This is a genomic window from Neobacillus sp. DZ-9 (assembly GCF_059587065.1).
The window spans coordinates 348,715-374,193 of the sequence record NZ_JCAIOL010000005.1 but is presented as its reverse complement, the minus strand read 5'-3'; the positions used below and the strand labels follow the sequence as shown (position 1 = coordinate 374,193).

Genomic DNA, 25,479 nt, shown 5'->3' with positions numbered 1-25,479 from the left:
AAAACCCCTTTTCCTCGATGGTTAAGGGGTTTATTACTATATTTTCATGTGCAATATGTACATCGGCCCCTGCCGGCCCACAGCACGTATTCCTTCATCAACAAAGCCGGATTTTTTATAAACATGCTGCGCAATAGTATTGATTTGGTTTACAGCTAGGATAATTTCATTTTTCCCTGGAAAATGCTCTTTCACGAATGACGGCAACAACTCCAATGACTTCTGAGCAATTCCTTTTCCTTGGAAGGATGAATCCACTGAATAAGCTCTCAATAACATAGCCTGCTTATTATCAGAATAATCCTTTGCCCCATTCCAGCCATGGAGGACGAAAAAACCTGCAATCTTTTCTTCATAAAGAATCATTATGGGAACACGCTCTTCTTCATTTTCACAAGCGCGAATGGCATCTACCGGTTGTGCAGTAAATCTAGACTGTTCCTCACTCAAATAATAATTTTTAAACAAGTGCAAATACTCAGGTTGATAAAATTCTAAACGAGTTATAGACTTCGAAATGGATTGTTCCATACTCTATTTCCCCCTTAAAAAACGAAGCTGATATTTTGATAGTATATCAAATTGAAGGATTGATTGTTGTTGATTTGTATAATAAATCAAAATAGTCCGAACCTTGTCCGGACTACTCCACAACTTAAGTATAGATTATTTTTGATCCCATAAGTAACTTACAACAGCATCATACTCTTCTTTAGATAATGAAGCGGGTGCTGATTTTGGCATATTCTTAGAAATGAAAGCTTGTAAATCTTCTTTCGTTTTAAAATCGGTATGGATTCTGTTTGCATCCAGTACTTTTTGACCACCTGTAATATCGCCTGAACTATGGCAGGTAATACAGCTTTTTTGAAATACTTCATCCCCTGCTAAAGCAGTCGCCGGTGTACTCTCTTCCTGTTTTGCCGGTTCTTTCGCTGGTTCCTTCGCGCTATCATCTTTGCCGCAAGCGCTCACTATACCAATCAAAAGAATAAAAAAAATGGCAAATCCAAAAATCTTTTTCAAGCCGCCACCTCTATTCTTATAGATTCTTAGAATTGCCTATATGTCTCTTCACCTATTATTAGAGTAAACGGCAATTCCTAAGTCCATATTATTGTAAAATCTGTTCAATTATTCCTATGCGTTTAGTAAAATAGGGACACACATTATTTCAGCAATATTAGGATGAAATACCTATATATTCCTTTGAAATGGGGATGTTAATACATGAAACTTAAACCAATGAAAATGGAGATGAAAAAATGAGCGACAGCAAACAAGCTCACGAAGAAGAGCTTCTAGAGGCTGCAAACCAAATTAATAGTTTGCATACCTACAGCCTGGCAGCTAAAGATGATTCTTTAAACACCACCGACCACATCACTGCAAATACCCTTGCAGAACCCGCGAAAGCAGCAAATGATTCGGCGGAAGATATGGTGGAATCCAAAAACCAATAAGATAAATTTTCAAAAAAATCCCCTCCTCCTAAAAAATGTCATATTCTCCAGATCTGAACATAAAATAGAATATACGTTCGTAGGGAGGCGAGGATTTTGGTTAAACAATCCTTGATTACAGGTGAGATGTTAGTCAGGTATTACGAACTCAATAAACAGAAAAAAGAAATCGAGCTGGAAATGAATGAATTAAAAGAGGCTTTTCAAAGTTATTTTAATCATTTAGTTGGCATAGACCATAAAGGCGAAATCACCATCAGCGGCTATAAGCTGCAAAGGCAAATTCGGAAAACGGAAAAATATCATGAAGTAGAAACAATTAAAAGATTAGAAGATTTAAAGATGAATGACCTCATCCAAGTAGTGAAAAAGCCAGATGATGTTAAAATTAAAGCCGCTCTAAATCTAGGATTTTTAAAAGCGGATCAGTTGGATGACTGTATTATTACTACTACTACCCCAGCGATTTCCGTAAAGCCTTTATCACCTAGATAAATCATTTATAATGAAGAAGGAACCTATATGTTTGATATGTAGGTTCTTTTTTCATTGTTGTTAAATAATGGAGGATTTTCACGAATGATGAAGAAATACATATATGTAAACACTTACATACCATTTGAAAGGGGCAATGAGGAAATGGCAAGTCAAGAAAGTTTGTTAGTTCGGCAATATTTAAAGTCTTTTTCATCCAACCAATCGGCAGAATTTAATCTTGACGCAGCACGAAAAGGCTTGGAGACTTTATCTGGTTTAACTCCCGTTGCATCGGATATTAACGTAGAAAAAACAGAATTTGAAGGAGTTCCAGCTGAGTGGGTAACGGCTCCAAATGCTATTGAAGATCGTGTATTCCTCTACCTTCATGGCGGAGCCTACATAATGGGAAGCTGTAATACTCATCGTTATTTAGCTTCTAAGCTTTCTAGGTCTACTGCTGCTCGTGTTTTAGTCCCTGAATATCGACTTGCACCAGAAAATCCTTTCCCTGCAGCGGTTGAGGATGCGGTTAAAGTGTATCGCTCGTTGATTTCATCAGGTATTTCTCCTGAACAAATTGTCATTGGCGGAGATTCAGCTGGCGGCGGTCTAACCTTATCAACGCTGTTAACGTTAAAGGCTGAGGGTGATAAGTTACCTGCCTTAGCAGTACTTTTATCACCATGGACTGATTTGGAAGGAACAGGTGAATCGATGGAAACTCGTGCGGCTGCTGACCCTTGGTTATCACCTGATTCTACTCGTATTGTTCCAGCTTTATATATTGGTGATACGGATCGTCGTCATCCGATTGTTTCACCAATCTACGCCGATTTATCAGATCTGCCGCAAATGCTGGTCCATGTCGGCAATGATGAAATCCTTTTAAGCGATTCGGCCCGCCTTGTAGACCGTGCCCGTGCTGCGGGAGTCGAAGTCAGCTTTAAAGTTTGGGATGAAATGTGGCATGTCTTCCAAACCTTTCAAATTCCTGAAGGCCAGCAGTCGATAGATGAAATCGGTGAATTTGTCGTTAATAAAATAGGCTAAGATTAGGGTTACACAAATCTTTAGCTGGTACAAAAATGGTAAGCCATAAAAGGGGCTTACCTTTCTTTTTGAATTATTTTGTTTTTGAATCATTTTGTATTAGGCAGGTAGATGTAAAAAAAAGGTTAATTCTAGCATGATTAGTAAATAATATCAACGATGATTTCTAGTTACTTCCAAAGATTATCTAGGTGATGGTTTTTGTTTGTCCATATACCATTTTCTTTAAAAAGAACAATTTCATTAGAGAAAGAGTGATTAAAGTGCAATGGCGGAGGTTCAAAATCCAGCAGGTGAATAAACAAGAAAAGCACAAACAAACACAAGTACCAAAACAGCCTGCTCAATTGACCGGCAATCTCACTACAGATTTAGATTTAATTCGAGAAGAAATTGGCCACAATTCTGATGTGAGATTTCGTGAATTTCACCTGGGAAAATTGGATATTGGAGCAGCCATAGTATTTATAGATGGATTAGCAGACACGGACCTTATAAATAATCATATTTTGATGGAATTGATGTCCGCTTCACCAATTGAAACTGGCCGCCCTCTTAAAAGTCCCTCCTTAAAAGATTATATTAAAAACCAAGCCCTTTCTGTTCACGGTATTAATGAAGTTCATACACTTAAAGAAATAACCTCCGGAGTCATGTTTGGTTCGATTGCTTTATTAGTTGATGGTATATCAGACGTTTTCCTAGTTGGAGATGCAAAAGTAAAAACAAGAAATATGGATGAGCCGCCAACAGAGGTATTGGTTCGAGGGCCGAGGATAGGGTTTATTGAAAATATCAGTGATAATACCGCACTTTTACGCCGGCATGGCAAAGATCAAAACTTAGCCATAATTAGCTTTAAAATAGGAGAACGGTCAAAAAAAGAACTAGTGATCACATATATGAAGGATATTGTTGATCCGCAATTATTAAAAGAAGTGAAGGAGCGGATTAACAAAATAAAAATAGATGATGTCCATGATTCCGGCTATATTGAACAATTAATTGAAGACAATTTCTTAAGTCCTTTTCCTCAAGTACAGAGTACAGAACGGCCGGATCGTGTGATGTGTGCATTAATGGAAGGAAGGGTAGCTATACTATTAGACGGTTCACCCTTTGCCTTAATAGTTCCTGTTACCTTTAACATGCTCCTTCAATCACCTGAGGATTATTACGAAAGATGGCTTTCAGCATCATTAATTCGGATCTTACGTTATTTTGCAGCCTTTACTTCTTTATTTGTTCCTTCTTTATATATTTCTTTTACTTCCTTTCATCCTGGGTTAATACCAACCAAGCTTGTTTTTTCCATTGCAGCATCCAGAGAAGGAGTCCCTTTTCCTCCTCTAATTGAAGCACTTATTATGGAAATATCGATTGAAGTATTAAGAGAAGCTGGGCTTCGTTTACCAAGACCATTTGGTCAATCGTTAGGCATTGTTGGCGGATTAATCATTGGAGAAGCTGCAGTACAAGCAGGAATTGTCAGTCCGATCATGGTAATAGTTGTGGCCGTCACTGCCATTTCTTCATTTGCGCTCCCGCAATATAATGTAGGGATTGCATTAAGATTGCTTCGCTTTGCCTCAATGCTGTTTGCTAGTGTGTTTGGACTGTATGGAGTCGTCTTGTTCTTCCTTTTGCTTTGCAGCCACTTGGTCCAGCTTGAAAGTTTTGGCATTCCATACGTCAGTCCTGCTGTATCTTTTCGAGTGAATGATTGGAAGGACTTTATTATACGAGTACCCCTATTCATGTTGAGACGACGTCCAAAGCTGTTACATCCAAAAGATTCAGAAAGAAAAAGGTAACGGTACGAAAGGAATTGACTAATGATGCCTAGTAGTCCTTTAAATCAAATAACTACTTATCAAGCAGTAATGTTTATCACAAATTTTATTCTCGGTGCAGGGATTTTAACGTTACCAAGAACCCTGACAGAGAAAATAAAGACTCCTGATTCTTGGATCGCTGTCATTGTAAGTGGTTTGATCATTACTTTTATTGCAGTATTAATAATAAAACTTTGCCAAAGGTACCCAAACGAAACTTTCTATCAATTCAATCAAAAACTCCTTGGAAGATGGATAGGATCATTGCTAAGTTTAACTGTTATCAGCTATTACATTGTGCTCTCCGCGTATGAGGTTAGAACAATGTCTGAAACCATAAGGCTATTCTTATTACCGGGGACACCAACATGGGCAATTATGATGCCATTTTTATGGATAGGTCTGCACTTAGTCCGTGGAGGAGTTATTGCTATTGCACGGTTTTTAGAAATTATATTTCCAATAACGGCTATATTTTTCCTTGCAGTCATGTTTTTAGGCATGGAATTATTTGAAATTAATAACCTAAGGCCGGTATTAGGTTCGGGAGTTATGCCCGTTTTAAAAGGTTTAACAACCTCTTCTCTTTCCTTTGCCGGCTTCGAAATTCTCCTTTTTATTTTTATGTTTATGAAAGAAAAAAATAAAGTAACGAAAGTCCCAATAATCGGAGTTGGAACACCGTTTTTCTTTTACGCCATTACAGTAGTAATCGTGATCGGTGCCATTTCAGTAGACGGCGTAGTGTCACAAACATGGCCGGTACTCACATTTATTCGAAGCTTTGAAATCACTGGTCTTTTATTTGAACGTTTCGACTCCCTTATTCTTGTCATTTGGATTATGCAAATATTTGCAACGTATGTCATCGCCTATTTCATTGCAACACTCGGATTAAATCAGATTTTTGCAAAAAGTGCCCGTCCCTTTATTTATGGTTTATTACCTGTTATTTATGTTATTTCTATGGTCCCTAAAAATATCAATGAAGTATTTATAATGGCAGACGAAATTGGTAATTTTTCCTTTTTCTTATTTTTTATCATACCAATCGTTCTCCTCATTATTTCAACCATAAAGGAAAGAAAACATGAAAAAATGTAATCAATTTCGGCTATATTACCTTGTTTTCATGATTGTTCTCCTCCCCTTCTTACTTACAGGCTGCTGGAGCAGCAGAAACATTGAAGATCTTAATTTCGTAGTTGGATCGGCAATCGACAAGGCGGAAAATGGAAAAATTAAATCCACTCTCCAATATGTCATACCTAAAGCTATTGGGAAAACAAATAGTAATGCGCCACAACAAAAACCTTATATTAATGTTTTCTCGACAGGAAAATCACTGGAGCCCGCAGGCTGGGAAACGACATTAACAAGAGAGGGGCCCATATCTGGTGCACATGAAAAGGTCTACATTATTGGTCAAGAACTTGTACGCAAAGAGCCTCTTAGAGAAATAACAGATTTATATTATCGGTCTATAGAAATTAGAGGAAGCTCCTACATTTTTATCTCTAGAGGTGAAGCAGCAAAAACTCTTGAAACAAAAGAAGCCGGTGTTATTCCGGCTTTACGCTTAGTAGAAATGGCAGAACAGGAATTAACAACAAGAATGTTAACACACATTTCTTTAATTAAGATTTGGGGAAAATCGAATTCACAGACAAGCTTCCTTTTGCAGCTAATTGATGCCAAAAAAGGGGGAATTGAATTTAATGGAGCTGCAGTGATTAAAGGAAAAAGCAACAAAATGATTGGTATTCTTAATAAGGATGAGATAGAAGGAATCAATTGGATAATGGGAGAAAGGAAAAGCGGAGCGGTGAAAGCCTTCGAAAAAGAGTCTGATAAACCCACTTATTATCAGATCAATTCTATAAACAGCAAAATTATGCCACATGTGAAAGGAGATAGAATATCGTTTCATGTAAAAATCGAGTCAGAAGGAAAAATTGCTGAATATTGGAATCCACACTTTAAACCGGCTTTTGAGAATAAAAATCTTAAACGAATTGAAAAAGCGGCTGAAAAAGAAGTGATGCGCTTGGTAGAGAATACAACAAAAAAGATTCAAAAAGGGTACCATACAGATGTTGTGGGATTTGGAGACGAATTACGAATTCAATATCCTGAAGTTTGGAAAAATGTTAAGAATGATTGGGATGAAAAATTTAGTGAAATTCCAATTACTTATGATGTTACGTTAACAATAAAGGATTACGGAATGATTGGTTCGAAGAAAAAGAAGTAAATTTTTATTTTACCAAAAGTCTTTAATTATTAAAGATGATAAAAATAAACAGTGCCTGAACTAAAAATTTCAGGCACCAATATTTTTATTCCCCTAAATCAACATTGTGATAAACTTGCTGCACATCATCTAAATCTTCCAAAGCATCGATCATTTTTTCAAACTTTGCTTGTGCGTCCTCTGGAAGAGTAACATCGTTCTGTGCCATCATAGTCAATTCTGCAACCGTAAATTCTGTTATTCCCGCACTTCTGAATGCTTCTTGAACAGCATGGAACTGCTCAGGCTCTGCATAAACGATCACTTGATCTTCTTCATCGATGATGTCGCGCACATCTAAATCAGCTTCCATTAATAGCTCAAGGACTTCTTCTTCCGTTTTACCTTCAACTCCAATAACTGCAGTTGCATCAAACATATACGCTACAGAACCGCTGACTCCCATGTTTCCGCCATTTTTACCAAATGCCGCACGAACATCAGAAGCGGTACGATTTACGTTATTTGTCAACGCATCGACGATCACCATAGAACCGCTTGGTCCAAAGCCCTCGTAACGAAGTTCGGTATAGCTTTCCTCTGAACCGCCTTTTGCCTTATCAATCGCACGATCAATAATATGTCTCGGTACATTGTATGTTTTTGCCCGTTCAAGGACAAATCGTAACGATTGATTGGATTCTGGATTTGGTTCACCTTGTTTTGCAGCTACATAAATTTCAACACCAAACTTTGCATAAATACGACTCGTATTTGCATCCTTTGACGCTTTCTTTTCTTTAATATTGTTCCATTTACGACCCATTTTGAACACTCTCTTTCTTCTTGATTCAATGCCTATTCTATTGCCTTTTAAACCATAAATTATACATGCTCCACTTGCACAGATAATATTATACCGTAAATGGGCCATTTGTTAAGTGTTTAATAATCGAAAAATGCAAGGATTCTTACACCAACTAGAGAAAAATATTGTAAACCCAATTGACACTCATTAAGGCAAACCCAAGTGAGATGTTAATCCAGCCTAAGAACTTCGATGCTTTTTGTTCTTTTTCTAGATTTGCATTTTTATATGCATTTACATCCGTCAACAGAATTAATACGCCTGCGAGGTAAAATAAGGTCACCAAAAATCCTAAGTAACCAATATTCAAAATTCAACTTCCTTTCTCTCTACTATTTTGCTTTCATGCCAACCCGATGAATGTTTGTTTCAACATGAACATTAACAGTTAAATCTTTATAAATCCTATCCCAATTTTCTTTTGTTTTAATTTTTCCATTCCAATATCTCGGTAATTTTGCTCGAAAATGTTCTCCAAAACCAAAGATATCTGATTTGGTTTTCTGTGTCTTTTTAATTAAATCCCTGATGGATTTAGCGGTGTCTTTTGATGCCTGCTTATCGATATCTTTAATCATTTTAGATTTTGATAATGAAATGTTTGGACTATACTTTTCATCAATTTCGCTCTCATATCGAACCTTAATATCAACATGGGGTTTACCGTCCTTTATTCTTACCTTAATTTTGGTATTTCTGGAAACAGCTCTTACCAATACCATTTCTTCCTTTCCTGGTATTTTGGTAAAAGCTCCATACCCACCTTTTTTTATTCCAATGATGGACATATAAACTCCTATCTCCGAAGGGGATGCCTTGCCGACCATACGATCGCTATGAAAATATGCAAAGCCGTTTAATTGAATATTTGATCCTTTTTTGAGTGCTAGGTAAGGTAGGATTGGATCCTGACCTTTACTTGATAGAATGGTCCAAAATAGTCCAATGAAACTTGGGGGGAATTTTCCAAGAGCTGAAAGATTATCAACCATGTCAGCCAAATAGAGTGATGGAACACGTTCAAGTTCTGGAGACAATTTCATATATTTGGATGCTGGCTCTTTAGAAACCACTAGCGAAGCCGTTCGTCGTATTTCTGGATTACGCCTAAGGAAATCATTAAACCGCTGTGTGCCTCTTTTCGCAACCTTTTCATTTAAAACAATTATCCGTAAATGACCAAGAAATAATTTATCCGCTAATTCTTGCTGAAGATTTAGTATGGCATCATCTACTGTATGACCAACCACTTCCATGACTAATACAGGCTTTTCAGCACCTCCTGTTTGCTCTGGACCTAATGGTATTCGACCAGGAACTGCAATTTGTGCAGTTAATTTAATCATTTGTTCTTTTGGAATTGGAAATTGATTTTTTAAATGGGAAATTTCATCTTCTTTTGGCGCCTTCGAATCAACCACGTCAATACCTATCGCCAACACAGTCGCGCGCTGCTCAATTTCTTGACTGTCCCAGCATCCTGATAGTAATGGGAAAAGGAGAAAAAAAAGCACAATCAGCGGAAGCTTACAATTGTTGCGAAACACTTTTTTTCCGCCTCCAGCTCTTTATGAAGTCAATCAATAATAACAAGCCAGGATAAAAAATTGTGATCAATAAGCCTGCTCTGCCTACGTATTGGATAACCTCATACAATTGTAATATGTCTTTGGGAAGCATTGCCAAAATAAAAACAAAGGGGAGAATAAAGTAACTCAGCATTTTATGGTCCTTAAAATGACATAATTCCTTAATGGAATGAATGGTAAAGAAATAACTCGAAAATAGTGTCGTGAAAACGGCAGTTACCCAAACCGCTAGGAAAATTACATCCAGCCTCTGCAAAATATTGCCTGGCACTGTGGTTGTTCTGGCCAACTCCAATGTAGGCCAGAAAATTTGTTTGATCTCTTCTGGACCAAACACAGCAACTGTCGCAATGACCAATAAGAGGTATAAACCACCAGAAATAAATATACCCCAAAAGCTTGCCTTCAACGCTTTATTGGGCGTTTTCATCGAAGGAATAATCATCGTGATGATGAAAGAACCTTGAAAAAGCGCAGAGATTGTTAACATGCCCGTAAACATATTATAAAAATTTGTGCCAATTAGAGGACGTAAATATAAGATATTGGCATTCTTTAATGACAAAACAACAACAATAATCGCAGGTGCCAATATCATTGGTACATAAAAATTGTGAATGTAGGAAAACACGTTAATGTTGTTTCGACAGCTTAAACAGGCAAGCAAAAGCATGACAATGACGGTAACCTCCAATGGGGTCTCTCTTAAGACTGCAGAAACCACAACTGCCCCAAATTCACGGGATGCCAGTCCAGTTAAAACCAAAAAAAAGAAAATAATAAATAAACTGCAAAATCTCCCCATCCATTTACCTATTATATCCTGGCTATATGTGATGATGGTTTTTTCAGGATGACGCATTCCCAACAGTGTAAGAATAAATATACCAATAGCTGCTAGTATTATTCCAATTAATGTAACAAGTGGAGCACCTGTATCACCGGCTCGCACTGCAAATAAGGGCAGCGGAAGGACTCCAACCCCAATAATGGTACTAATTATGATTGTCGATGTTTGAAGTGTTGTGATTTCCTTCGGATCCCCCATTATTCAAACCCTCCCGTTGATCATTGCCAATCTTACTGTCTTTTAATACTGTATTATTATTTTTTTTAAGTCTATTTCGATTCTCAGGGTGGAGAAAATTCGGTCTTTTTGGCATCCACCATAAAGGACTCCGAAAGACTACATCTTTTACGCCTTGATAATCTTCTGGGGAAACAGGAGCCATATATGGGACACCAAATGATTTTAACGACAGCATATGGTTAAAGATAAAGATAATTCCAATGACAACTCCGTATAGGCCGAACATTCCAGCCATAATCATAATTGGAAACCTGAGCATTCTTAGGGCAAAGGCGGCAGAATATGCTGGCGTCGCAAATGAACCAATGGTAGTTATGGCAATGACTACTACGGTAATTGGGCTTGCTAACCCGGCTTCAACCGCCGCCTGTCCAATAACCAGCACACCTACGATTGATAGGGCACCACCCACTTGTTTAGGGAGCCGGACAGTAGCCTCCCTTAATACCTCCATCGCAACTTCAATAATCAATACTTCAAAAACAGCAGGATACGGAACTCCTGCTCTTCCTCCAGCGACAGCAACAGCAAATTCTGTTGGCAGCAATTCAGGATTAAAAGAAATTAAGGATACATAAAGGGATGGAAAAACTAATGAGAAAACTAAAGCTAATATACGTGCCATTCTGACAAAGCTGCCCATCAAAAACCTGGAAGAGTAATCCTCCGTTGTTTGATAAAATTGGTTAAACACAACAGGAACCATTAAGGCAAAGGGGGAACCATCCACAAGTATAGCCACCCTGCCTTCGATTAAATTAGCCACTGTCCTATCGGGCCTTTCAGTACTTTGCGTTTGCGGAAATGGCGAAAAAGGATTATCCTCGATAAATTGTTCTAAATAGCCAACATCCATAATCGCATCAATATCAATTTCAGATAATCTTTTTTCAACTTCCTTAATGACTGTCTCGTTAGCAATTCCTTTTAAATAACAATACGCTACGGTTGATTTTGTAAGCCTGCCAATCTTCATTGTTTTCACTTGGAAATCTGCCGTTGGAAGTCGGTATCGCAGTAATGCAATATTCGTAGTAATACTTTCGATATACCCCTCCCGAGGACCTAAAATAACTTGTTCTGTTTCCGGTTGGGTGATGGACCGCTTTTCAATGCTTCTCGTACCAATATGAAGAGCTTCTCCTACTCCATCAATGCAAATCACAGTTTCACCGCGCAGAAGTACCTCTATTAATTTTTCAATATTCGCTTCAGTTCTTGCTTGACAATGATATAAAGCTTCATTGAGAATCAAATAAATTAATTGTGGGAGCGGCTTCTCTCTTCCTATCAAATGTTCAGGAACATACATTAACGGTTTTAAAATATCTATATTGATGATTTCGATATTAACTAGATTGGGGAAATAGAAAAGTGCTGCGTTGTATTGTCCGAAAATTTTGAAATACTTTATATCAAGGTCATCATTTTCACCCAAAATTTCTATTATTAATTCCTCTGTCTCTTTTAACGAACTAGAGGCTGTGGTGTTACTGTGCTCCTCCATTACTTTACTTGGAACCAAAGGTTTTGCTTTTATTGTGTTTAATTTTCTTTTCTTAGTATTTCGAAATAAAGACACACCACCACCACCCTTTTATAACTTTTACCAATTTAATATAAATATTCCAATAAGCTTGCTATTTTGGTGTGATTAAATACAAAAAAGTGGTTCAGTTTCTCTGAACCACTTTTTTTCAAATTATGACTATACAAGCATTTGAAATAAGGTGCTATCTTTATTGACTTCCCGATAAACGAATCCCTTCGTTTTAATCCGATCAATTAATGGATAGTAATCGTCTTTATCCTTCAACTCAATTCCAACCAAAGCCGGTCCGGTTTCACGATTATTTTTTTTCGTATATTCGAAATGGCTAATATCATCGTTTGGACCAAGAACGTCTAATAAGAATTCACGTAATGCTCCAGGTCGCTGCGGGAACTGGACAATAAAATAATGCTGCAAACCTTCATAAAGCTTCGAGCGCTCTTTAATTTCCTGCATTCTTCCGATATCATTGTTTCCGCCGCTGATGATACAAACAACCGTCTTGCCTTTAATTTCATCTGCGTATGTATCTAAGGCTGCAACGGAAAGTGCTCCTGTTGGTTCTACGACAATAGCATTTTCGTTATAAAGAGTTAATAGGGTCGTACATACCTTTCCTTCTGGAACAACGACGATATCATCAACAATCTCTTTACAAATGTTGAAGGTATTAGACCCAACTTTTTTAACCGCAGCACCATCTACAAACGGATCAATTTTTGCAAGTGAAGTTACTTCACCCTTTAAAATCGATTCCTTCATTCCAGGTGCTCCTTCAGGCTCTACACCAATTAAATGGGTCTCCGGAGAGATGTGCTTTAAATATGTTCCTACCCCGGCCATAAGCCCGCCACCGCCGATTGCGCCGAATAGATAATCAACTTTTTCAGGACAATCATTAAGAAGTTCAACCGCCACCGTACCTTGACCCGCGATGACGTCAAAGTCATCAAAAGGATGAATAAACGTCCGGTTTTCAGCACGGCTGCATTCCAGCGCCTTTTCAGAAGCATCATCAAAGGTATCGCCTACTAATACAATTTCAACACTATCCTTGCCCCAGAATTTCACTGAGTTTACCTTTTGTTTAGGGGTTGTGGTTGGCATGAAAATTTTGCCGCTAATTTTTAATAGATGGCAAGAGTAGGCCACTCCTTGGGCATGGTTGCCTGCACTAGCGCAGATAATTCCGTTTTGCATTTCCTCAGGGCTTAACTTTTTAATCCGATTATAGGCCCCGCGAATTTTAAAGGAACGGACACTTTGCATGTCTTCCCGCTTTAAATAAACATTACAGCCATACCTTTCAGATAATAAATGGTTAAATTGCAGTGGAGTTGGCGAAATCACGTCCCTAATCGTGTGACTTGCAATGATGATATCCTCGACATTCAGCGTTTTTTTGTCTACTTGTTGACTCATTTTCTCGGTTCCTCCTCATATTCAAACATCATTTTTTCTCATTAGTTGAGGGTTTGAAAACAACAAAAAAAACCCGTCCCATATGGATAGGGACGAGTTGTTCTCGCGTTACCACCCTACTTCCGCAACAAATCTTTCGTTGCGGCTCTCGATAGACGTACAGCACTTAGCACTTTGTAATTCGTACTTGTACGCATTCCAATATAACGGAGGAATTGCCGGTATAGCCTACTGATACCGTTCAGCTATACATCTCGGAGATGATCTTCAGAATGTCCTGCTATCGACTCCCACCAAACGTCGACTCTCTAGGGAACAAGTAGCATTCTTACTCTTCTCGTCATTGATTTAAGATTAATTTTTTATTAGGTTACCATCGAAAAAAATCCCTGTCAATATTTTTTGACTATTTTTTATATTTAGACAATTTATAAAGCGCTTACATTTCACAAAGACAAAACGTCCTCTACGGGAGGACATTTGTCCACGAACGGTGCCTGACACCATTAATCATCTTTTCGCGTTATTTTTGGTATTTTATTTCGCCGTTTATGATGGTCATTTCAATCTCTGTTGCGAGGATTGCATCTGGGTTTTCTATTGTCATTAGGTTTTTGGTATAGATGGTCATGTCGGCCAGTTTTCCGCGTGAGATGGTTCCTTTAATATGTTCTTCATTGGTGGCGTAGGCTCCGCCTATTGTAAACAATTTAATTGCTTCCAACATGGATAATTTTTCATTCGCATTCCAGCCTTGATGTGTTTCTCCTGGAGCTCTCCGGGTTATGGCCGAATGGATACCAAGCAAAGGGTCAACGGGCTCTACTGGTGCATCAGAACCTCCCGCACACAAGACACCTGCAGACAATAAAGTTTTCCACGCATATAAATATTGCTCCCGCACCTCTCCTACTCTTTCGCGTACCCAAGGATAGTCCCCTACGACAAATCTTGGCTGGATGTCAGCGATTCGACTCTTGTCCGCTAATCTGCGGACTAAATCCGGACGAACAAGAGAGGTATGAATGATGCGATCACGATGGCCCACTGTCGGAAACTGGTCAAGGATATCTAAAACATTTTCCAACGCTTGGTCACCGATAGTGTGAACAGCAATAGGCATAGAGAAATCACGTGCCTCTTTGACAATTTCATATAAAGCTTCTTGGGATAGCATTGCATCTCCAAATTCGCTTGGCGCATCATGATACGGCTCAGAAAGAAGAGCTGTTCGCCGGCCGAAGGCCCCATCAGCAAAAATTTTGATAGCCCCTATTTGTAATGTCTCATTGCCAAAACCTGCTTGCATTTCTCTTTCTTTTAATCGTTTAAGAAAAGGATAATCAATGAGGAGGTTACTCCGTAAACCAACTTGCTCCTGGTTTAACAATTCATCATACAACTGATACGTTTGATCAAGCCCTCCAAAATAGGCAGGGTCATTAGTATGGACACTTGTTAACCCCTTCGAAACGGAAAAATTCATGGCATCCCGCAATCCATTTTTTAATTCATCGTAGGTTTTATCTGGCATGTTTTTCGTCACGATCTTCGATGCAGATTCCAGCAGTAGTCCAGTCGGCTTTTTCGAAAGTGGATCCAAGACTACGGTTCCACCAACTGGCACCTCAATAGAAGGATGGTATCCGCTCATTTCTAATGCCTTGCTATTTACCAAAAATGCATGGTGGCATATACGCTTCAAATAGATGGGACAATGTGGCGCAACATAATCCAGCTCCTCGATTGTAGGAATAGTGCCCTCAGTGAAAAGATTTTCATCCCAGCCCATCCCGATTAGCCAGGCCCCTGGAGCAACGGTTTTCGCCCTTGCCTCAATTTTCCTAAGCATTTCGTCTTTGGATCTTACTCCTGTTAAATCAAGATCTAAAAAATTAAAAGCCACACCTGAAAGATGCAAATGGCTGTCAATCAGACCAGGTGTAACCATTCTGCCCTGTAAATCAATGATTTCAGCATCTTCTCTTCCCCATTGAAGAACCATATCGCGATGGCTTCCTAAATCAATAATTCTGCTTTTTTCAACCACAACCGCTTCCACTATTGGCAAATTCGAATCAAGCGTATAGATTTTTCCATTTGTAAAAATCGTCTTTGACATAGCCGCTCCCCCTAGCCATAAAAATTGTTTGACATATTTCTTCTATATATAATACCAAAGATGATAGATTACTCGACAATTTCATTTTAGTTAAACTAAGAAAAAGAGACCACATTCATTCAGGAAAGTAGTCTCTTCTTAATGCTTTTATTTTTGTACTACCCAATCTTGAACATTATAGAACATACCAAATTGTTTTGGTAAACCTACTTTTACCTTTTTAGATACGGCTCCCATCAGGTAATCGGAATAAAGTGATATAGTAGGCAAGTCTTCATGTAAAATTTCTTGAACTTTATTGTAAATGACTCTGCGATTTTCAGGGTTTGGTTCTAACTTTCCTTTATTCAACAATTCATCCAACTCTGGATTACTATAACCGGCAAAGTTATAAGGTCCGCCTGTTCCATAGAAGGCACTTACATCAGGATCCACTTGATAAGGTATTCCAAGGAACATTAAATCAAAATCATGTTTTGCCCCTTTTTGCATATGGGTAGGGAAATCAAACTTTTGAATTTGAACATTTAAGCCGACTGCTTTTAAATTCTCAGCTATAATAACGGCTGATTGTTCACGAACCTGATTGCCAATTGGAACATTGACTCGAATTGGCTTACTCTTATCCCAGCCTGATTCCTCAATAAGCTGTTTTGCTTTCTCCGGATCATATTCATAGTTCTTAATATCTTTATCAAAATAAGGGTGCAGTTTTGTATACGGCCCATCAATGATCTCAGCTTTCCCTTTTAACAGCTTCTCAACAATTTGAGGTCGGTTAATCGCATAGGCAATAGCTTGACGCATCTTCGGATCAGTAAACGTTTTAGTATTCATGTAGATTTCTTGATAATCATAGCCCTTCCCGTCTACAGCCTCGACATTCGCCATATTTTTCACTTTTTCAACATCTTGGATGGCAATGGCTCCAGTGGATGGGTAATTCAAATGAATTTCCCCTGTTTGCAGCTGTGCAGTCATATTGGCTTGAGGCACAACTTTAAAGAAAAGCTTTTCGGTCTTCGGTGCCCCGCGGTAATAATCAGGGTTCGCCTTATATTCCACCTGTGTTTCCCCTTTGAAATTTACAAGTGTATAAGCGCCATCTGTTACAGTCGGTTTCAGCATAAATGGATCTTGATGAAGCTTTGCAGGATCTTTATCTTTTAGAATATGGCTTGGAATGGTTCGGATATTGATTAAGTTCCCTTTAATATAGTTAGGGTCAGTTGGTTTTTTTGTATGAATGATAAACGTTTTATCATCGACGATTTCGATGCCTTTTACCGTTTTTTCACCTTTAGGCAGCTGCCCATTATCATCTAAGCCTTCAATGATATTAAGAGTTTTCAGGCCAACGCTTTGAACAGCAGGATTTGCCAATGTGTCAAAGGTGAATTTAACATCCTCTGTTGTAACGGGCTTCCCATCCGTCCAATTTGCTTTTGAATTAAGTTTAATTGTAAAGGCTTGATTATCCTTTGTTTCAAAGCTTTCTGCTAACTTAAATTGGAATTCCATATTTTCGTTTAGTTCAAAGAAAGGGTCGAATAGAATCGATGATAGAGTCATAGCTCCTAAATCACGGGCGTTAATCGGATTAAGTGTACCTATGGCGTTTGAAACACCCACAACAATGGTATCACCCAAACTTGCAGATGCATTCCCCTTTCCTTTGTCCTTTGATGAAGACGATGTTTCATTTGCACCAGAACATGCACTTAATAATAGCAGCAAAGCAATGGAAAAAATGGTTAAAAACTTTACCTTCCCATTTCTCATCTCTGTCCCTCTTTTCCTTATAAAATATTTGAATAGTTTTTACAAAACTATTTCAATGTTTTCGGATCAAGTGCATCTCGCAGCCCGTCTCCGATAAAATTGATGGCTAAAACAACAAGAACAATCATAATCCCTGGTGGAAGCCAAAGCCATGGCTGCGAGGTTAATACTGTTAAGGATTGAGCATCAGTCAGCATATTTCCCCAGCTCGCTGTCGGCGGCTGAACCCCCATACCTAGAAAACTAAGCGAAGCTTCAACAATGATGGCTGCCGCAATTCCAAAGGTTGCCTGGACAAGAATAGGTGCAATCGCATTCGGCAATATATGCTGAAATAAAATCCTTGGAGTACTTAACCCAAGCACTACTCCAGATTTCACAAAATCAACATGCTTTAACGAAAGGACGCTGCCGCGGACAAGTCTGGCAACGGAAGGCCAGCCGAGAAGTCCCAATATCCAGATAATATTTAACAAATTTGGTCCCAGAATACTGACGACTACAAGGATTAACATCAGACTTGGGAATGACATAAAGACATCGGTTAAGCGCATTAACACGATATCCACCCATCCTCCAAAGTAGCCAGAAACCGCCCCGACAATCGTACCTATGATACTATAAATTAAAACGGCACCAAGGCCGACTATCATCGATACCCGGGAAGCATAGATTAAGCGGGTAAAAAGATCCCGTCCAACTTGATCGGTGCCTAACCAGTGCTCCGCAGACGGCGGCGCTGAAAATTCATCATAAACCTGAAAGGGTTCCTTTGGTGCAATCCAAGGAGCAAAAATAGCAACGAGGATAATGAAAAGCATAAAAATACTCCCTGCCACCGCTAAACGATGCTTCATAAAACGTTTTACGATAAGCTGTAAAGGTGTTTCCTCCCTCCCCAGCTCTGTATGGGAAATGGGTGGTATTTCCATTTCATTTTTGATACCAGTTTCCAGCATTGGCATAAACGATCCCTCCTCTCCTACTTATATTTTATCCGTGGATCCACAAACGAATAGAGAATGTCCGTAAATAGGTTTGCAAATAAAACCATAAAAGCTGTTAAAAGATTGAGCGCCATCAGAGTTGGATAATCCCTTGACATGATGGATTGGATGGTAAGCTGTCCCATTCCCGGCCACTGAAAGACCTGTTCCGTAATAACCGCACCGCCAAGTAAAAAAGGAATTTCAAGACCGATAATCGTGATAATCGGAATGAGTGCATTTTTTAAAGCATGTTTATTTGTGATGACGATTTCTTTTAATCCCTTAGCCCTGGCAGTCCGCAAATAATCCTGTCCAAGTACCTCTAGGAGACTTGCCCTGACATAGCGGACGTATTGTCCGGCAATTCCTACCGCCAGAACCATAACCGGTAGGATGAGATGCTTGATCTTGTCAAAGAAATCATCTTCACTTCCTAGGGTCGACATCCCTCCTGCAGGCAGCCATTGTAATTGTACGGCGAAGATATAAATAAGACCTAAGCCAAGGAAAAAATGCGGAATCGAGATCCCGAAAAAGGAAGTACCGGTCGCCAAATAATCAAGTTTGCTATATTGCTTTACTGCACTAATAATTCCGATCGGCAGCGCAATGATTAATCCCACGATAAGGGCAAGAAACGTTAATTGAAAAGTAGGGCCAATCCTTTCTAAGATTACTTTCGAAACAGGTTCAAAGGTGGAAAAGGAATAGCCTAGATTGCCCTGCACCAGATTACCGAGCCAATGGAAAAATTGAACCCATAAAGGGTCATTCAAGCCCAATTGTTCTTTCCGTAAATTGAGGAGCTCTTGTGAAGTGTTGGGGTCAACATACATATCAACCGGGTTCCCGGGCGCCATATTAATAATGATAAAGTTGACAATCGTTACCCCAAATAAGACTGGAATCGCAATTAATAGCCTGCGAATAATATATGGAACCAAATTTGCCCCCTCCTTCTAAAACATATCTTCTACGATTCATGAATGGCAAAGCATGCAACGCTATGTTCCTTCCCTTTAAGAACCGGACTTTGCTCCCGGCAAATCGCGGTTGCGATTGGACACCGTGTATGAAAGCTGCATCCGCTCGGTGGATTGGCTGGGCTCGGAACATCGCCTGGTATGATGATTCTTTCTTTCGATCTTAGTTCAGGATTCGGAATAGGATAGGAGCTTAATAATGCTTTTGTATACGGATGCTTTGGATTGCGAAAAATTTCTTCTGTTTTCGCTACTTCAACGATTTTCCCTAAATACATGACGGCAATTCGATCACTGATGTATTTCACGGCACCTAATCCATGGGCAATAAATAAATAGGTCAGGTTAAATTCCTTTTGCAAATCCTTTAAAAGGTTTAGGATTTGGGCCTGAATCGAAACATCCAAAGCAGAAACGGGTTCATCACAAATAATCAATTTTGGATTAAGAGATAAGGCTCTAGCAATTCCAATCCGCTGCCTTTGACCGCCGGAAAATTCATGCGGATAACGATTTTTATAGCTTTTAGGTAGTCCGACCAATTCCATAAGTTCATCCACTCGTTTATGGAGGTTTTCTTTCTCCACTACTCGATGAATTTTCATCGGCTCCTCTAATAGATCCTTGATTCGCTTCCTAGGATTTAAAGAAGAATAGGGATCTTGAAAAATAATTTGCAGGTCCCTGCGAATACTTTTCATCGTTTCACTATTTGCTTTCGTAATTTCCTGCTCCTGAAAGAACACCTTACCCTCCGATGCATTTTCAAGCCTTACAAGTGTTTTTCCAATGGTTGATTTACCGCAGCCAGATTCCCCTACCAATCCGAGTGTTTCACCGGATTGGATGAAAAAATCCACCCCATCCACTGCTTTAACATGTCCAACCGTTCTAGAAAGGATCCCTTTTTTAATAGGATAATAGGTTTTTAATTTTTCTACTCTTAATAGAGGATTCGTTACCTTTTCCTTCGTGATGGTCATTTGACTAATGCCTCCTTTGGCATTCCAGTGATCATACTTGGTTGAACCTCCTCGATTAACCAGCATCTCACTTTGTGCCTTTCCTGAATTTGCTCAAGTCCAGGCTGTTCCTGCTGACATCGCTTTGTGGCATGTGGACATCTTGCATGAAATCTGCAGCCTTGTGGCATATTCTTCAAACTTGGGACCGAACCAGGAATTGAGGCAAGCCGCTTTTCATTTTCATATTCCAAATGAGGTATGGACGCCATTAAACCTTGTGTATAAGGATGCTTCGGTTCTTTAAAAAGCGTGAATACATCGGCCTCCTCCACGACCTGCCCTGCGTACATGACAATGACTCGATCGGCAGTCTCGGCAATAACTCCAAGATCGTGGGTAATGAGCATGATGGCCGTATCTGAATCCTTTTGCAAGTTTTTCATTAAATGTAAAATTTGTGCCTGTATCGTTACATCCAGTGCTGTAGTTGGTTCATCCGCGATCAGAAGCTTCGGTTTACAAGCCAAGGCCATGGCAATCATCACCCTCTGCCTCATCCCTCCCGATAACGCATGCGGATACTCCTTCATGATTTCCTTTGCCCTCGGAATACCAACCTTTTTTAACATTTCCACAGCATATTCCTTAGCTTCCTTATTATTCATTTTCAGATGAAGCTGGATTCCCTCTATCATTTGATTGCCAATGCTGAAAACAGGATTTAGGGAGGTCATAGGTTCCTGAAAAATCATAGAAATTTCATTCCCTCTGATTTCTCTAAGGCGTTGCTGTGTTACCTGTGTCAGATCTTCATCACCGAAAAAAATATGTCCATTTTTTACTTTTCCGTTTTTACCGAGCAGACCCATAATCGACAATGAAGTAACACTTTTGCCGCAACCTGATTCACCTACAATTCCGATTGTTTCACCCGGTTTGACAGAAAAACTAACCTCTTCAACCGAAATCACTTCTTCCTTGTCCGACTCAAAGGCAATTCTTACATGATCAACTTCAAGCAAAGGTCTCATTTCCTCACCACTCTTCCAAAGATAATATTAAAAATATTCAGTCTTTTTAAAAGCTGTTTCATTACCGTTTAACTTGATTAACACTATTTAATCAAAGTATAGAAATGAAAAAAAGGGACTTGGATTGACATTTCGTATCATTAATTGACAAGCAAAAAAGGATTCCTCTTGTTGAACTATTAAAAGTATTGTATATTTTGAATATTATAATAATTTCACAGGAGGTGTACTTAATGTATAATTTGGTGATTGCTGATGACGAATATGAAATCCGACATGGATTAGTAAACTTTTTCCCATGGGAAGAGATTGGTTTCGAAGTGATTGGACAGGCATCAAATGGTAAAGAGGTACTGGATCTGATTTCCGAGGGCAATACTGATGTATTACTTTGTGACATCCAAATGCCAATCATGACTGGCATTGAGGTGATAAGAGAAATTCACCAGCAGAATTCACCTGTAATGACTATTTTTCTAAGCGGTTATCAGGACTTTCACTTCGCTCAGTCAGCCATTAAATATGGGGTAAAGAATTATATTTTGAAACCAACTAAATTTTCGGATCTAACAGAAGCGTTTACGCAAATCAAGAAAGAACTCGATATAAGAAATCCCTCCCCTCCCCTACCGGAAATTGCAGCAAACGTAAAAGATGAGGACCCTATTATTCAAAAAATAAGAGATTATGTAAAAACCAATTATAAAAACGCCACCTTAGAAGATGCCGCTCAAATTGTTTTTATGAACCCCCATTATGTGAGCAAATATTTTAAACAAAAAACTGAAGAAAATTTCTCTGACTTTGTCTTTCAAATAAAAATGGAAGAAGCAGCGAATTTATTGAAAACGATGAAATATAAGGCATATGAAGTCAGTGAAATGGTCGGATACAGCAACGCCAAGAATTTTACCAGAGCTTTCCGTAAATATTTCGGTATTAGTCCGAAAGAATATAGACTCATAAATTAAGGACTCACGATACATGGACTCACATAAACGTTCTTTTTATATTAAAAATTTAATCAAACTTCTCATTCCAATGCTCATTCCTATTTTCATTCTAGGATCAGCTGCGATACCCTTAATTCATTTCAATTTAAAGGAAAAAATTAATCAGGAAAATCTGAACCTGCTCAATCAAATTCAAATGAATGTGGTAATGATTTTTGATGAATTGGATTCGATTAATTTAACCATTGCTGCTAGTGCGGTTGAATTTATTGATCTGCAAAACATGCTAGAAAAAGAATGGCTTGACCAAGAGGATTATGTAAAGCTGGCATCGATCAAAAATACGATTGATTCCCCTGCTATTGCACATCCCTATGTTGATTCCATTTACATTTACATAGAAAATGACAAAAATCGATTTTTAACCTCTACAACCGGCGGAGTGGTCGACCTTAATACTTTTGAAGACACTTCTTGGTACGAGAGTTTAAATAAAGGGAAAAGCAGTGATAAAGTTTGGACAAAGAAAAGAACCATCGTTCGGAAGCCAGAAAATTTTCCAGCTAAAAAGATAGAAGTCATTTCCGTGTATCGAAGTTTTACTCTTGCAAATGGCGATCTTGGTTACATTGTCTTGAATGTAAACACAACTTATTTGAAAGATTATCTAAATAGTTTATATAAAATGCCAGGACAAAATATTTTGGTGATGGATATGACTAACCAGGTTCTCTTTGAAAACCATCCAGTCCATTTAACCTTTTCTGATATTGAAAAAATGGTTACTACACCAAATAAAATCGACACCATGAAAATTCAGAATGAAGCCTCTATCGTTTTTAAATTGGAATCTGAAAAATATAGTTGGTTGTTTTTTTCATCCATTCCGAAGAGTTCTCTTTATAAACTCCCGTATCAATTGATTATGGTTACAATAATTCTACTAATCTTGTCTATCATAGTTGGGGGAATTTCAGCTTATTATTTAACGAGAAGAAATTTCGCAGACATCCGTTCCATTATCACCATTTTAAATAAAGCAGAAAAAGGTGAACCGCTCCCACATTTACCAACCGTGGTAAAGGATGTTCACAGCTTTATTATTCATAAAATCGTGACGAACTTTATGGAGCAATCTTATATGAAAGTTCTTCTTTCGGAACGAAAGTATAAAATGCAAGCACTGGAACTTTCTATGCATCAATCACAATTAAATCCACATTTTTTATTTAATACACTAGAAACGATTAATTGGAAGGTTATTAGTCTTACGAAGAGACCAAATGAAATTAATGATATGATCGATCATTTGGCGAATATCCTTCGTTTTTCTTTAGATTCAAATGATGATTTAGTGGTATTAAAGGATGAAATTAAACATACGAAAAGTTATGTAGAAATCCAAAAGATCAGGCACAAAGATCAATTTACATGTGTATGGGAATGTGATGAGGGTGTTGAAAAATATTATGTCGTAAAGCTTTTTCTGCAGCCCCTTATTGAAAATTCGCTCGAGCATGGCATGGCGGGATTGGAAAGAACTCTATCCATAAAGGTGCGAATCAAAAGCAGTGCATCATTCCTAAATGTATCGGTCATTGACAATGGTACGGGAATTGGAGCGGAGAAATTAATGGATATTCGCTCAAAATTGGAGTCAGCTTATTCCTCTTCTGATCATATCGGTCTTTATAATACGAACAAGCGTTTACAATTAACCTATGGAGAAAAACACGGAATTACCATTCGAAGTAAGCTCGGATGGGGAACGATAGTGGATGTGCAGATACCAATCAATTAAATTTAGAATATATAAAAATGAAGCCGGCGAAGAGCAAAACAAACTGCCTCGCCGGCTTCTTTACGCTTCATGTTTATTTTTCATTTAAAAATTTTAAGGAAGTCCGTACAAAATAATGAACCCCAAGAATCAGAGCCTCTTCTTTTATATCAAATTTTGGATGATGATGCGGATAATTTTCAGCAGGATTTTCGCTTCCTGCGCCCAGGAAGGCAAAACAGCCCGGAGCAACCTCGGCAAAAGCTGAGAAATCTTCACTTCCCATCAAGGCTTGTGACCTGACAAAGTTCCTTTCCCCAAAGGTTTCCACAATCGTATGTTCTACAAGAGAGGTGATATTTTCTTCATTTATTGTTGGACTATATCCAAAGTTATAGTCTAATTGATAGGTTGCATCGTGAGCCGCTGTCAGCCCCTTTGTTAACTTTTCAATCCAAACTGGAATTTGCTTACGAATTTCGGGGTCAAACGTACGGACGGTTCCCCCGATCGTTACACGATCAGGTATGATATTATTGGCGGTTCCTCCATGGAACTGGGTAACTGAAATTACAGCACGCTGGCTTGCATCCACTTTTCGGGAAATAAGCTGATTGATTCCGTTCACAAGCTGTACACCTATCGCAATGGGATCAACCGTGCCATTGGGTTCTGAACCATGCCCCCCCTTGCCTTGAATTACGATATCAAAATCATCACATGCTGCTGTCACATTTCCATAACAAAGGGAAAATTTTCCTAAAGGACCTTGAGAACCAAGGTGAAGCCCAATTACCCCATCGAGCCCCTCAGCTGCACCAGCCTTGATCATCTCCTGTGCACCGCCAGGGGACAATTCCTCCGCATGTTGAAAGAAAAATCGAATTTCCCCATTTATTTCGTCCTTTAACTGGGAAAGGACTTTTGCAGCGCCCAGAAGCATGGCCGTATGTCCATCATGTCCACAAGCATGCATGACCCCGCTTTTTTTCGAGGCAAAGGGCAAACCCGATTCCTCCTGAATGGGCAGAGCATCCATATCGGCTCTCAAGCCAATCACCCTGCCCGGCTGTCTGCCAAAAAGACGTCCCATAACACTTGTAGGAGTTACCCAAGAAACCTCAATATTTCCGAAGGATTGAAGTTTTTCAAATACGTATTTAGAGGTCTCGACTTCTTCAAATGAAAGCTCAGGATTTTCATGGAAATGCCTGCGCCATTGGACCACTTCCGCCTCAACGGCTTCTACCAAGTTTTGAATATCGACGATTTTTTCAATCACAATTTTAGCC

23 protein-coding genes and 1 other annotated feature are annotated in these 25,479 nt (G+C 38.8%); of the genes, 8 read left to right on the top strand and 15 right to left on the bottom strand.

The genetic code is table 11. The annotated features are described in order from the left end of the window. Positions 1-36: 36 nt before the first annotated feature. The gene (locus AC59HZ_RS16760; RefSeq protein ID WP_496546925.1) at positions 37-531 is read right to left on the bottom strand and encodes a GNAT family N-acetyltransferase; all 495 of its coding nucleotides are present in this window, start codon (positions 529-531) and stop codon (positions 37-39) included. Between the two features lie 135 nt (positions 532-666). Further along, positions 667-1,026 (bottom strand): c-type cytochrome, encoded by a 360-nt coding sequence (locus AC59HZ_RS16755; protein WP_496546924.1) that lies wholly within the window; start codon positions 1,024-1,026, stop codon positions 667-669. Positions 1,027-1,265: 239 nt separating this feature from the next. Here AC59HZ_RS16755 and AC59HZ_RS16750 point away from each other — a divergent pair, with 239 nt between their 5' ends. The 6 genes from AC59HZ_RS16750 (at position 1,266) to AC59HZ_RS16725 (ending at position 7,082) form a co-directional block, all read left to right on the top strand. Next, on the top strand, positions 1,266-1,463 hold the full coding sequence (locus tag AC59HZ_RS16750; protein ID WP_496546923.1) for a hypothetical protein: 198 nt from the start codon (positions 1,266-1,268) through the stop codon (positions 1,461-1,463). 96 nt (positions 1,464-1,559) lie between these two features. Beyond that, entirely contained in the window at positions 1,560-1,958 is a 399-nt protein-coding gene (locus AC59HZ_RS16745) for a hypothetical protein (protein ID WP_496546922.1), read from the top strand. 84 nt (positions 1,959-2,042) lie between these two features. Continuing rightward, positions 2,043-2,993, top strand: a complete 951-nt coding sequence (locus AC59HZ_RS16740; RefSeq protein WP_496546921.1) for an alpha/beta hydrolase — start codon at positions 2,043-2,045, stop codon at positions 2,991-2,993. Between the two features lie 263 nt (positions 2,994-3,256). Continuing rightward, entirely contained in the window at positions 3,257-4,807 is a 1,551-nt protein-coding gene (locus tag AC59HZ_RS16735) for a spore germination protein (RefSeq protein WP_496546920.1), read from the top strand. 24 nt (positions 4,808-4,831) lie between these two features. Beyond that, positions 4,832-5,932, top strand: a complete 1,101-nt coding sequence (locus tag AC59HZ_RS16730) for a GerAB/ArcD/ProY family transporter (RefSeq protein ID WP_496547071.1) — start codon at positions 4,832-4,834, stop codon at positions 5,930-5,932. Continuing rightward, positions 5,919-7,082 carry a Ger(x)C family spore germination protein gene (locus AC59HZ_RS16725; RefSeq protein ID WP_496546919.1) on the top strand — a complete coding sequence of 388 codons (1,164 nt, stop codon included), beginning with the start codon at positions 5,919-5,921 and terminating at the stop codon, positions 7,080-7,082. Before AC59HZ_RS16730 ends, AC59HZ_RS16725 begins: the two co-directional genes overlap by 14 nt. Before the next feature lie 85 nt (positions 7,083-7,167). Here AC59HZ_RS16725 and AC59HZ_RS16720 read toward each other — a convergent pair whose 3' ends face one another. From AC59HZ_RS16720 to AC59HZ_RS16665, 12 genes are all read right to left on the bottom strand, one after another. Further along, on the bottom strand, positions 7,168-7,887 hold the full coding sequence (locus AC59HZ_RS16720) for a YebC/PmpR family DNA-binding transcriptional regulator (RefSeq protein WP_496546918.1): 720 nt from the start codon (positions 7,885-7,887) through the stop codon (positions 7,168-7,170). 154 nt (positions 7,888-8,041) lie between these two features. Further along, the gene (locus AC59HZ_RS16715) at positions 8,042-8,239 is read right to left on the bottom strand and encodes a CLC_0170 family protein (RefSeq protein WP_496546917.1); all 198 of its coding nucleotides are present in this window, start codon (positions 8,237-8,239) and stop codon (positions 8,042-8,044) included. A 22-nt stretch (positions 8,240-8,261) separates the two neighbouring features. After that, positions 8,262-9,476 (bottom strand): Ger(x)C family spore germination protein, encoded by a 1,215-nt coding sequence (locus AC59HZ_RS16710; RefSeq protein WP_496546916.1) that lies wholly within the window; start codon positions 9,474-9,476, stop codon positions 8,262-8,264. After that, positions 9,457-10,566 carry a GerAB/ArcD/ProY family transporter gene (locus tag AC59HZ_RS16705; RefSeq protein ID WP_496546915.1) on the bottom strand — a complete coding sequence of 370 codons (1,110 nt, stop codon included), beginning with the start codon at positions 10,564-10,566 and terminating at the stop codon, positions 9,457-9,459. Before AC59HZ_RS16705 ends, AC59HZ_RS16710 begins: the two co-directional genes overlap by 20 nt. Further along, positions 10,514-12,115: a spore germination protein gene (locus tag AC59HZ_RS16700; RefSeq protein ID WP_496547070.1), complete on the bottom strand. Its 1,602-nt coding sequence runs from the start codon at positions 12,113-12,115 to the stop codon at positions 10,514-10,516. The genes AC59HZ_RS16705 and AC59HZ_RS16700 overlap by 53 nt, the downstream gene beginning before the upstream one ends. A gap of 201 nt (positions 12,116-12,316) precedes the next feature. Beyond that, a complete protein-coding gene (ilvA, locus tag AC59HZ_RS16695) occupies positions 12,317-13,582 on the bottom strand; it encodes a threonine ammonia-lyase IlvA (protein ID WP_496546914.1) in 1,266 nt (421 codons plus the stop codon). A gap of 85 nt (positions 13,583-13,667) precedes the next feature. Further along, positions 13,668-13,935, bottom strand: a binding site (T-box leader). Between the two features lie 170 nt (positions 13,936-14,105). Further along, positions 14,106-15,704, bottom strand: a complete 1,599-nt coding sequence (locus tag AC59HZ_RS16690) for an amidohydrolase (protein ID WP_496546913.1) — start codon at positions 15,702-15,704, stop codon at positions 14,106-14,108. 147 nt (positions 15,705-15,851) lie between these two features. After that, positions 15,852-17,486 carry an ABC transporter substrate-binding protein gene (locus AC59HZ_RS16685; RefSeq protein WP_496546912.1) on the bottom strand — a complete coding sequence of 545 codons (1,635 nt, stop codon included), beginning with the start codon at positions 17,484-17,486 and terminating at the stop codon, positions 15,852-15,854. Between the two features lie 47 nt (positions 17,487-17,533). Continuing rightward, complete coding sequence (opp4C, locus tag AC59HZ_RS16680; RefSeq protein ID WP_496546911.1) at positions 17,534-18,451, bottom strand: oligopeptide ABC transporter permease; 918 nt, start codon at positions 18,449-18,451, stop codon at positions 17,534-17,536. Positions 18,452-18,468: 17 nt separating this feature from the next. Further along, positions 18,469-19,419 (bottom strand): ABC transporter permease, encoded by a 951-nt coding sequence (locus tag AC59HZ_RS16675; protein ID WP_496546910.1) that lies wholly within the window; start codon positions 19,417-19,419, stop codon positions 18,469-18,471. 29 nt (positions 19,420-19,448) lie between these two features. Beyond that, on the bottom strand, positions 19,449-20,441 hold the full coding sequence (locus tag AC59HZ_RS16670; RefSeq protein ID WP_496546909.1) for an ABC transporter ATP-binding protein: 993 nt from the start codon (positions 20,439-20,441) through the stop codon (positions 19,449-19,451). Next, positions 20,438-21,454, bottom strand: coding sequence for an ABC transporter ATP-binding protein (locus AC59HZ_RS16665; RefSeq protein ID WP_496546908.1), 1,017 nt, complete (start codon positions 21,452-21,454; stop codon positions 20,438-20,440). The genes AC59HZ_RS16670 and AC59HZ_RS16665 overlap by 4 nt, the downstream gene beginning before the upstream one ends. 233 nt (positions 21,455-21,687) lie before the next feature. On the opposite strand from AC59HZ_RS16665, the gene AC59HZ_RS16660 reads away from it, so the two are divergent. Together AC59HZ_RS16660 and AC59HZ_RS16655 are read left to right on the top strand one after the other, a co-directional pair. Beyond that, complete coding sequence (locus AC59HZ_RS16660; protein ID WP_496546907.1) at positions 21,688-22,425, top strand: response regulator transcription factor; 738 nt, start codon at positions 21,688-21,690, stop codon at positions 22,423-22,425. 13 nt (positions 22,426-22,438) lie between these two features. Next, the gene (locus AC59HZ_RS16655; RefSeq protein WP_496546906.1) at positions 22,439-24,208 is read left to right on the top strand and encodes a cache domain-containing sensor histidine kinase; all 1,770 of its coding nucleotides are present in this window, start codon (positions 22,439-22,441) and stop codon (positions 24,206-24,208) included. A 73-nt stretch (positions 24,209-24,281) separates the two neighbouring features. Here AC59HZ_RS16655 and AC59HZ_RS16650 read toward each other — a convergent pair whose 3' ends face one another. Next, the gene (locus tag AC59HZ_RS16650; RefSeq protein ID WP_496546905.1) at positions 24,282-25,469 is read right to left on the bottom strand and encodes a M20 metallopeptidase family protein; all 1,188 of its coding nucleotides are present in this window, start codon (positions 25,467-25,469) and stop codon (positions 24,282-24,284) included. Between the last annotated feature and the right edge of the window lie 10 nt (positions 25,470-25,479).

Coding starts and splice junctions, on each gene's coding strand:
- AC59HZ_RS16740 (WP_496546921.1), top strand. CDS start 2,043: ATGATGAAGAAATACATATATGTAAACACTTACATACCATTTGAAAGG.
- opp4C (WP_496546911.1), bottom strand. CDS start 18,451: ATGCCAATGCTGGAAACTGGTATCAAAAATGAAATGGAAATACCACCC.
- AC59HZ_RS16760 (WP_496546925.1), bottom strand. CDS start 531: ATGGAACAATCCATTTCGAAGTCTATAACTCGTTTAGAATTTTATCAA.
- AC59HZ_RS16665 (WP_496546908.1), bottom strand. CDS start 21,454: ATGAGACCTTTGCTTGAAGTTGATCATGTAAGAATTGCCTTTGAGTCG.
- AC59HZ_RS16720 (WP_496546918.1), bottom strand. CDS start 7,887: ATGGGTCGTAAATGGAACAATATTAAAGAAAAGAAAGCGTCAAAGGAT.
- ilvA (WP_496546914.1), bottom strand. CDS start 13,582: ATGAGTCAACAAGTAGACAAAAAAACGCTGAATGTCGAGGATATCATC.
- AC59HZ_RS16730 (WP_496547071.1), top strand. CDS start 4,832: ATGCCTAGTAGTCCTTTAAATCAAATAACTACTTATCAAGCAGTAATG.
- AC59HZ_RS16690 (WP_496546913.1), bottom strand. CDS start 15,704: ATGTCAAAGACGATTTTTACAAATGGAAAAATCTATACGCTTGATTCG.
- AC59HZ_RS16705 (WP_496546915.1), bottom strand. CDS start 10,566: ATGGGGGATCCGAAGGAAATCACAACACTTCAAACATCGACAATCATA.
- AC59HZ_RS16670 (WP_496546909.1), bottom strand. CDS start 20,441: ATGACCATCACGAAGGAAAAGGTAACGAATCCTCTATTAAGAGTAGAA.
- AC59HZ_RS16685 (WP_496546912.1), bottom strand. CDS start 17,486: ATGAGAAATGGGAAGGTAAAGTTTTTAACCATTTTTTCCATTGCTTTG.
- AC59HZ_RS16660 (WP_496546907.1), top strand. CDS start 21,688: ATGTATAATTTGGTGATTGCTGATGACGAATATGAAATCCGACATGGA.
- AC59HZ_RS16725 (WP_496546919.1), top strand. CDS start 5,919: ATGAAAAAATGTAATCAATTTCGGCTATATTACCTTGTTTTCATGATT.
- AC59HZ_RS16655 (WP_496546906.1), top strand. CDS start 22,439: ATGGACTCACATAAACGTTCTTTTTATATTAAAAATTTAATCAAACTT.
- AC59HZ_RS16750 (WP_496546923.1), top strand. CDS start 1,266: ATGAGCGACAGCAAACAAGCTCACGAAGAAGAGCTTCTAGAGGCTGCA.
- AC59HZ_RS16700 (WP_496547070.1), bottom strand. CDS start 12,115: ATGGAGGAGCACAGTAACACCACAGCCTCTAGTTCGTTAAAAGAGACA.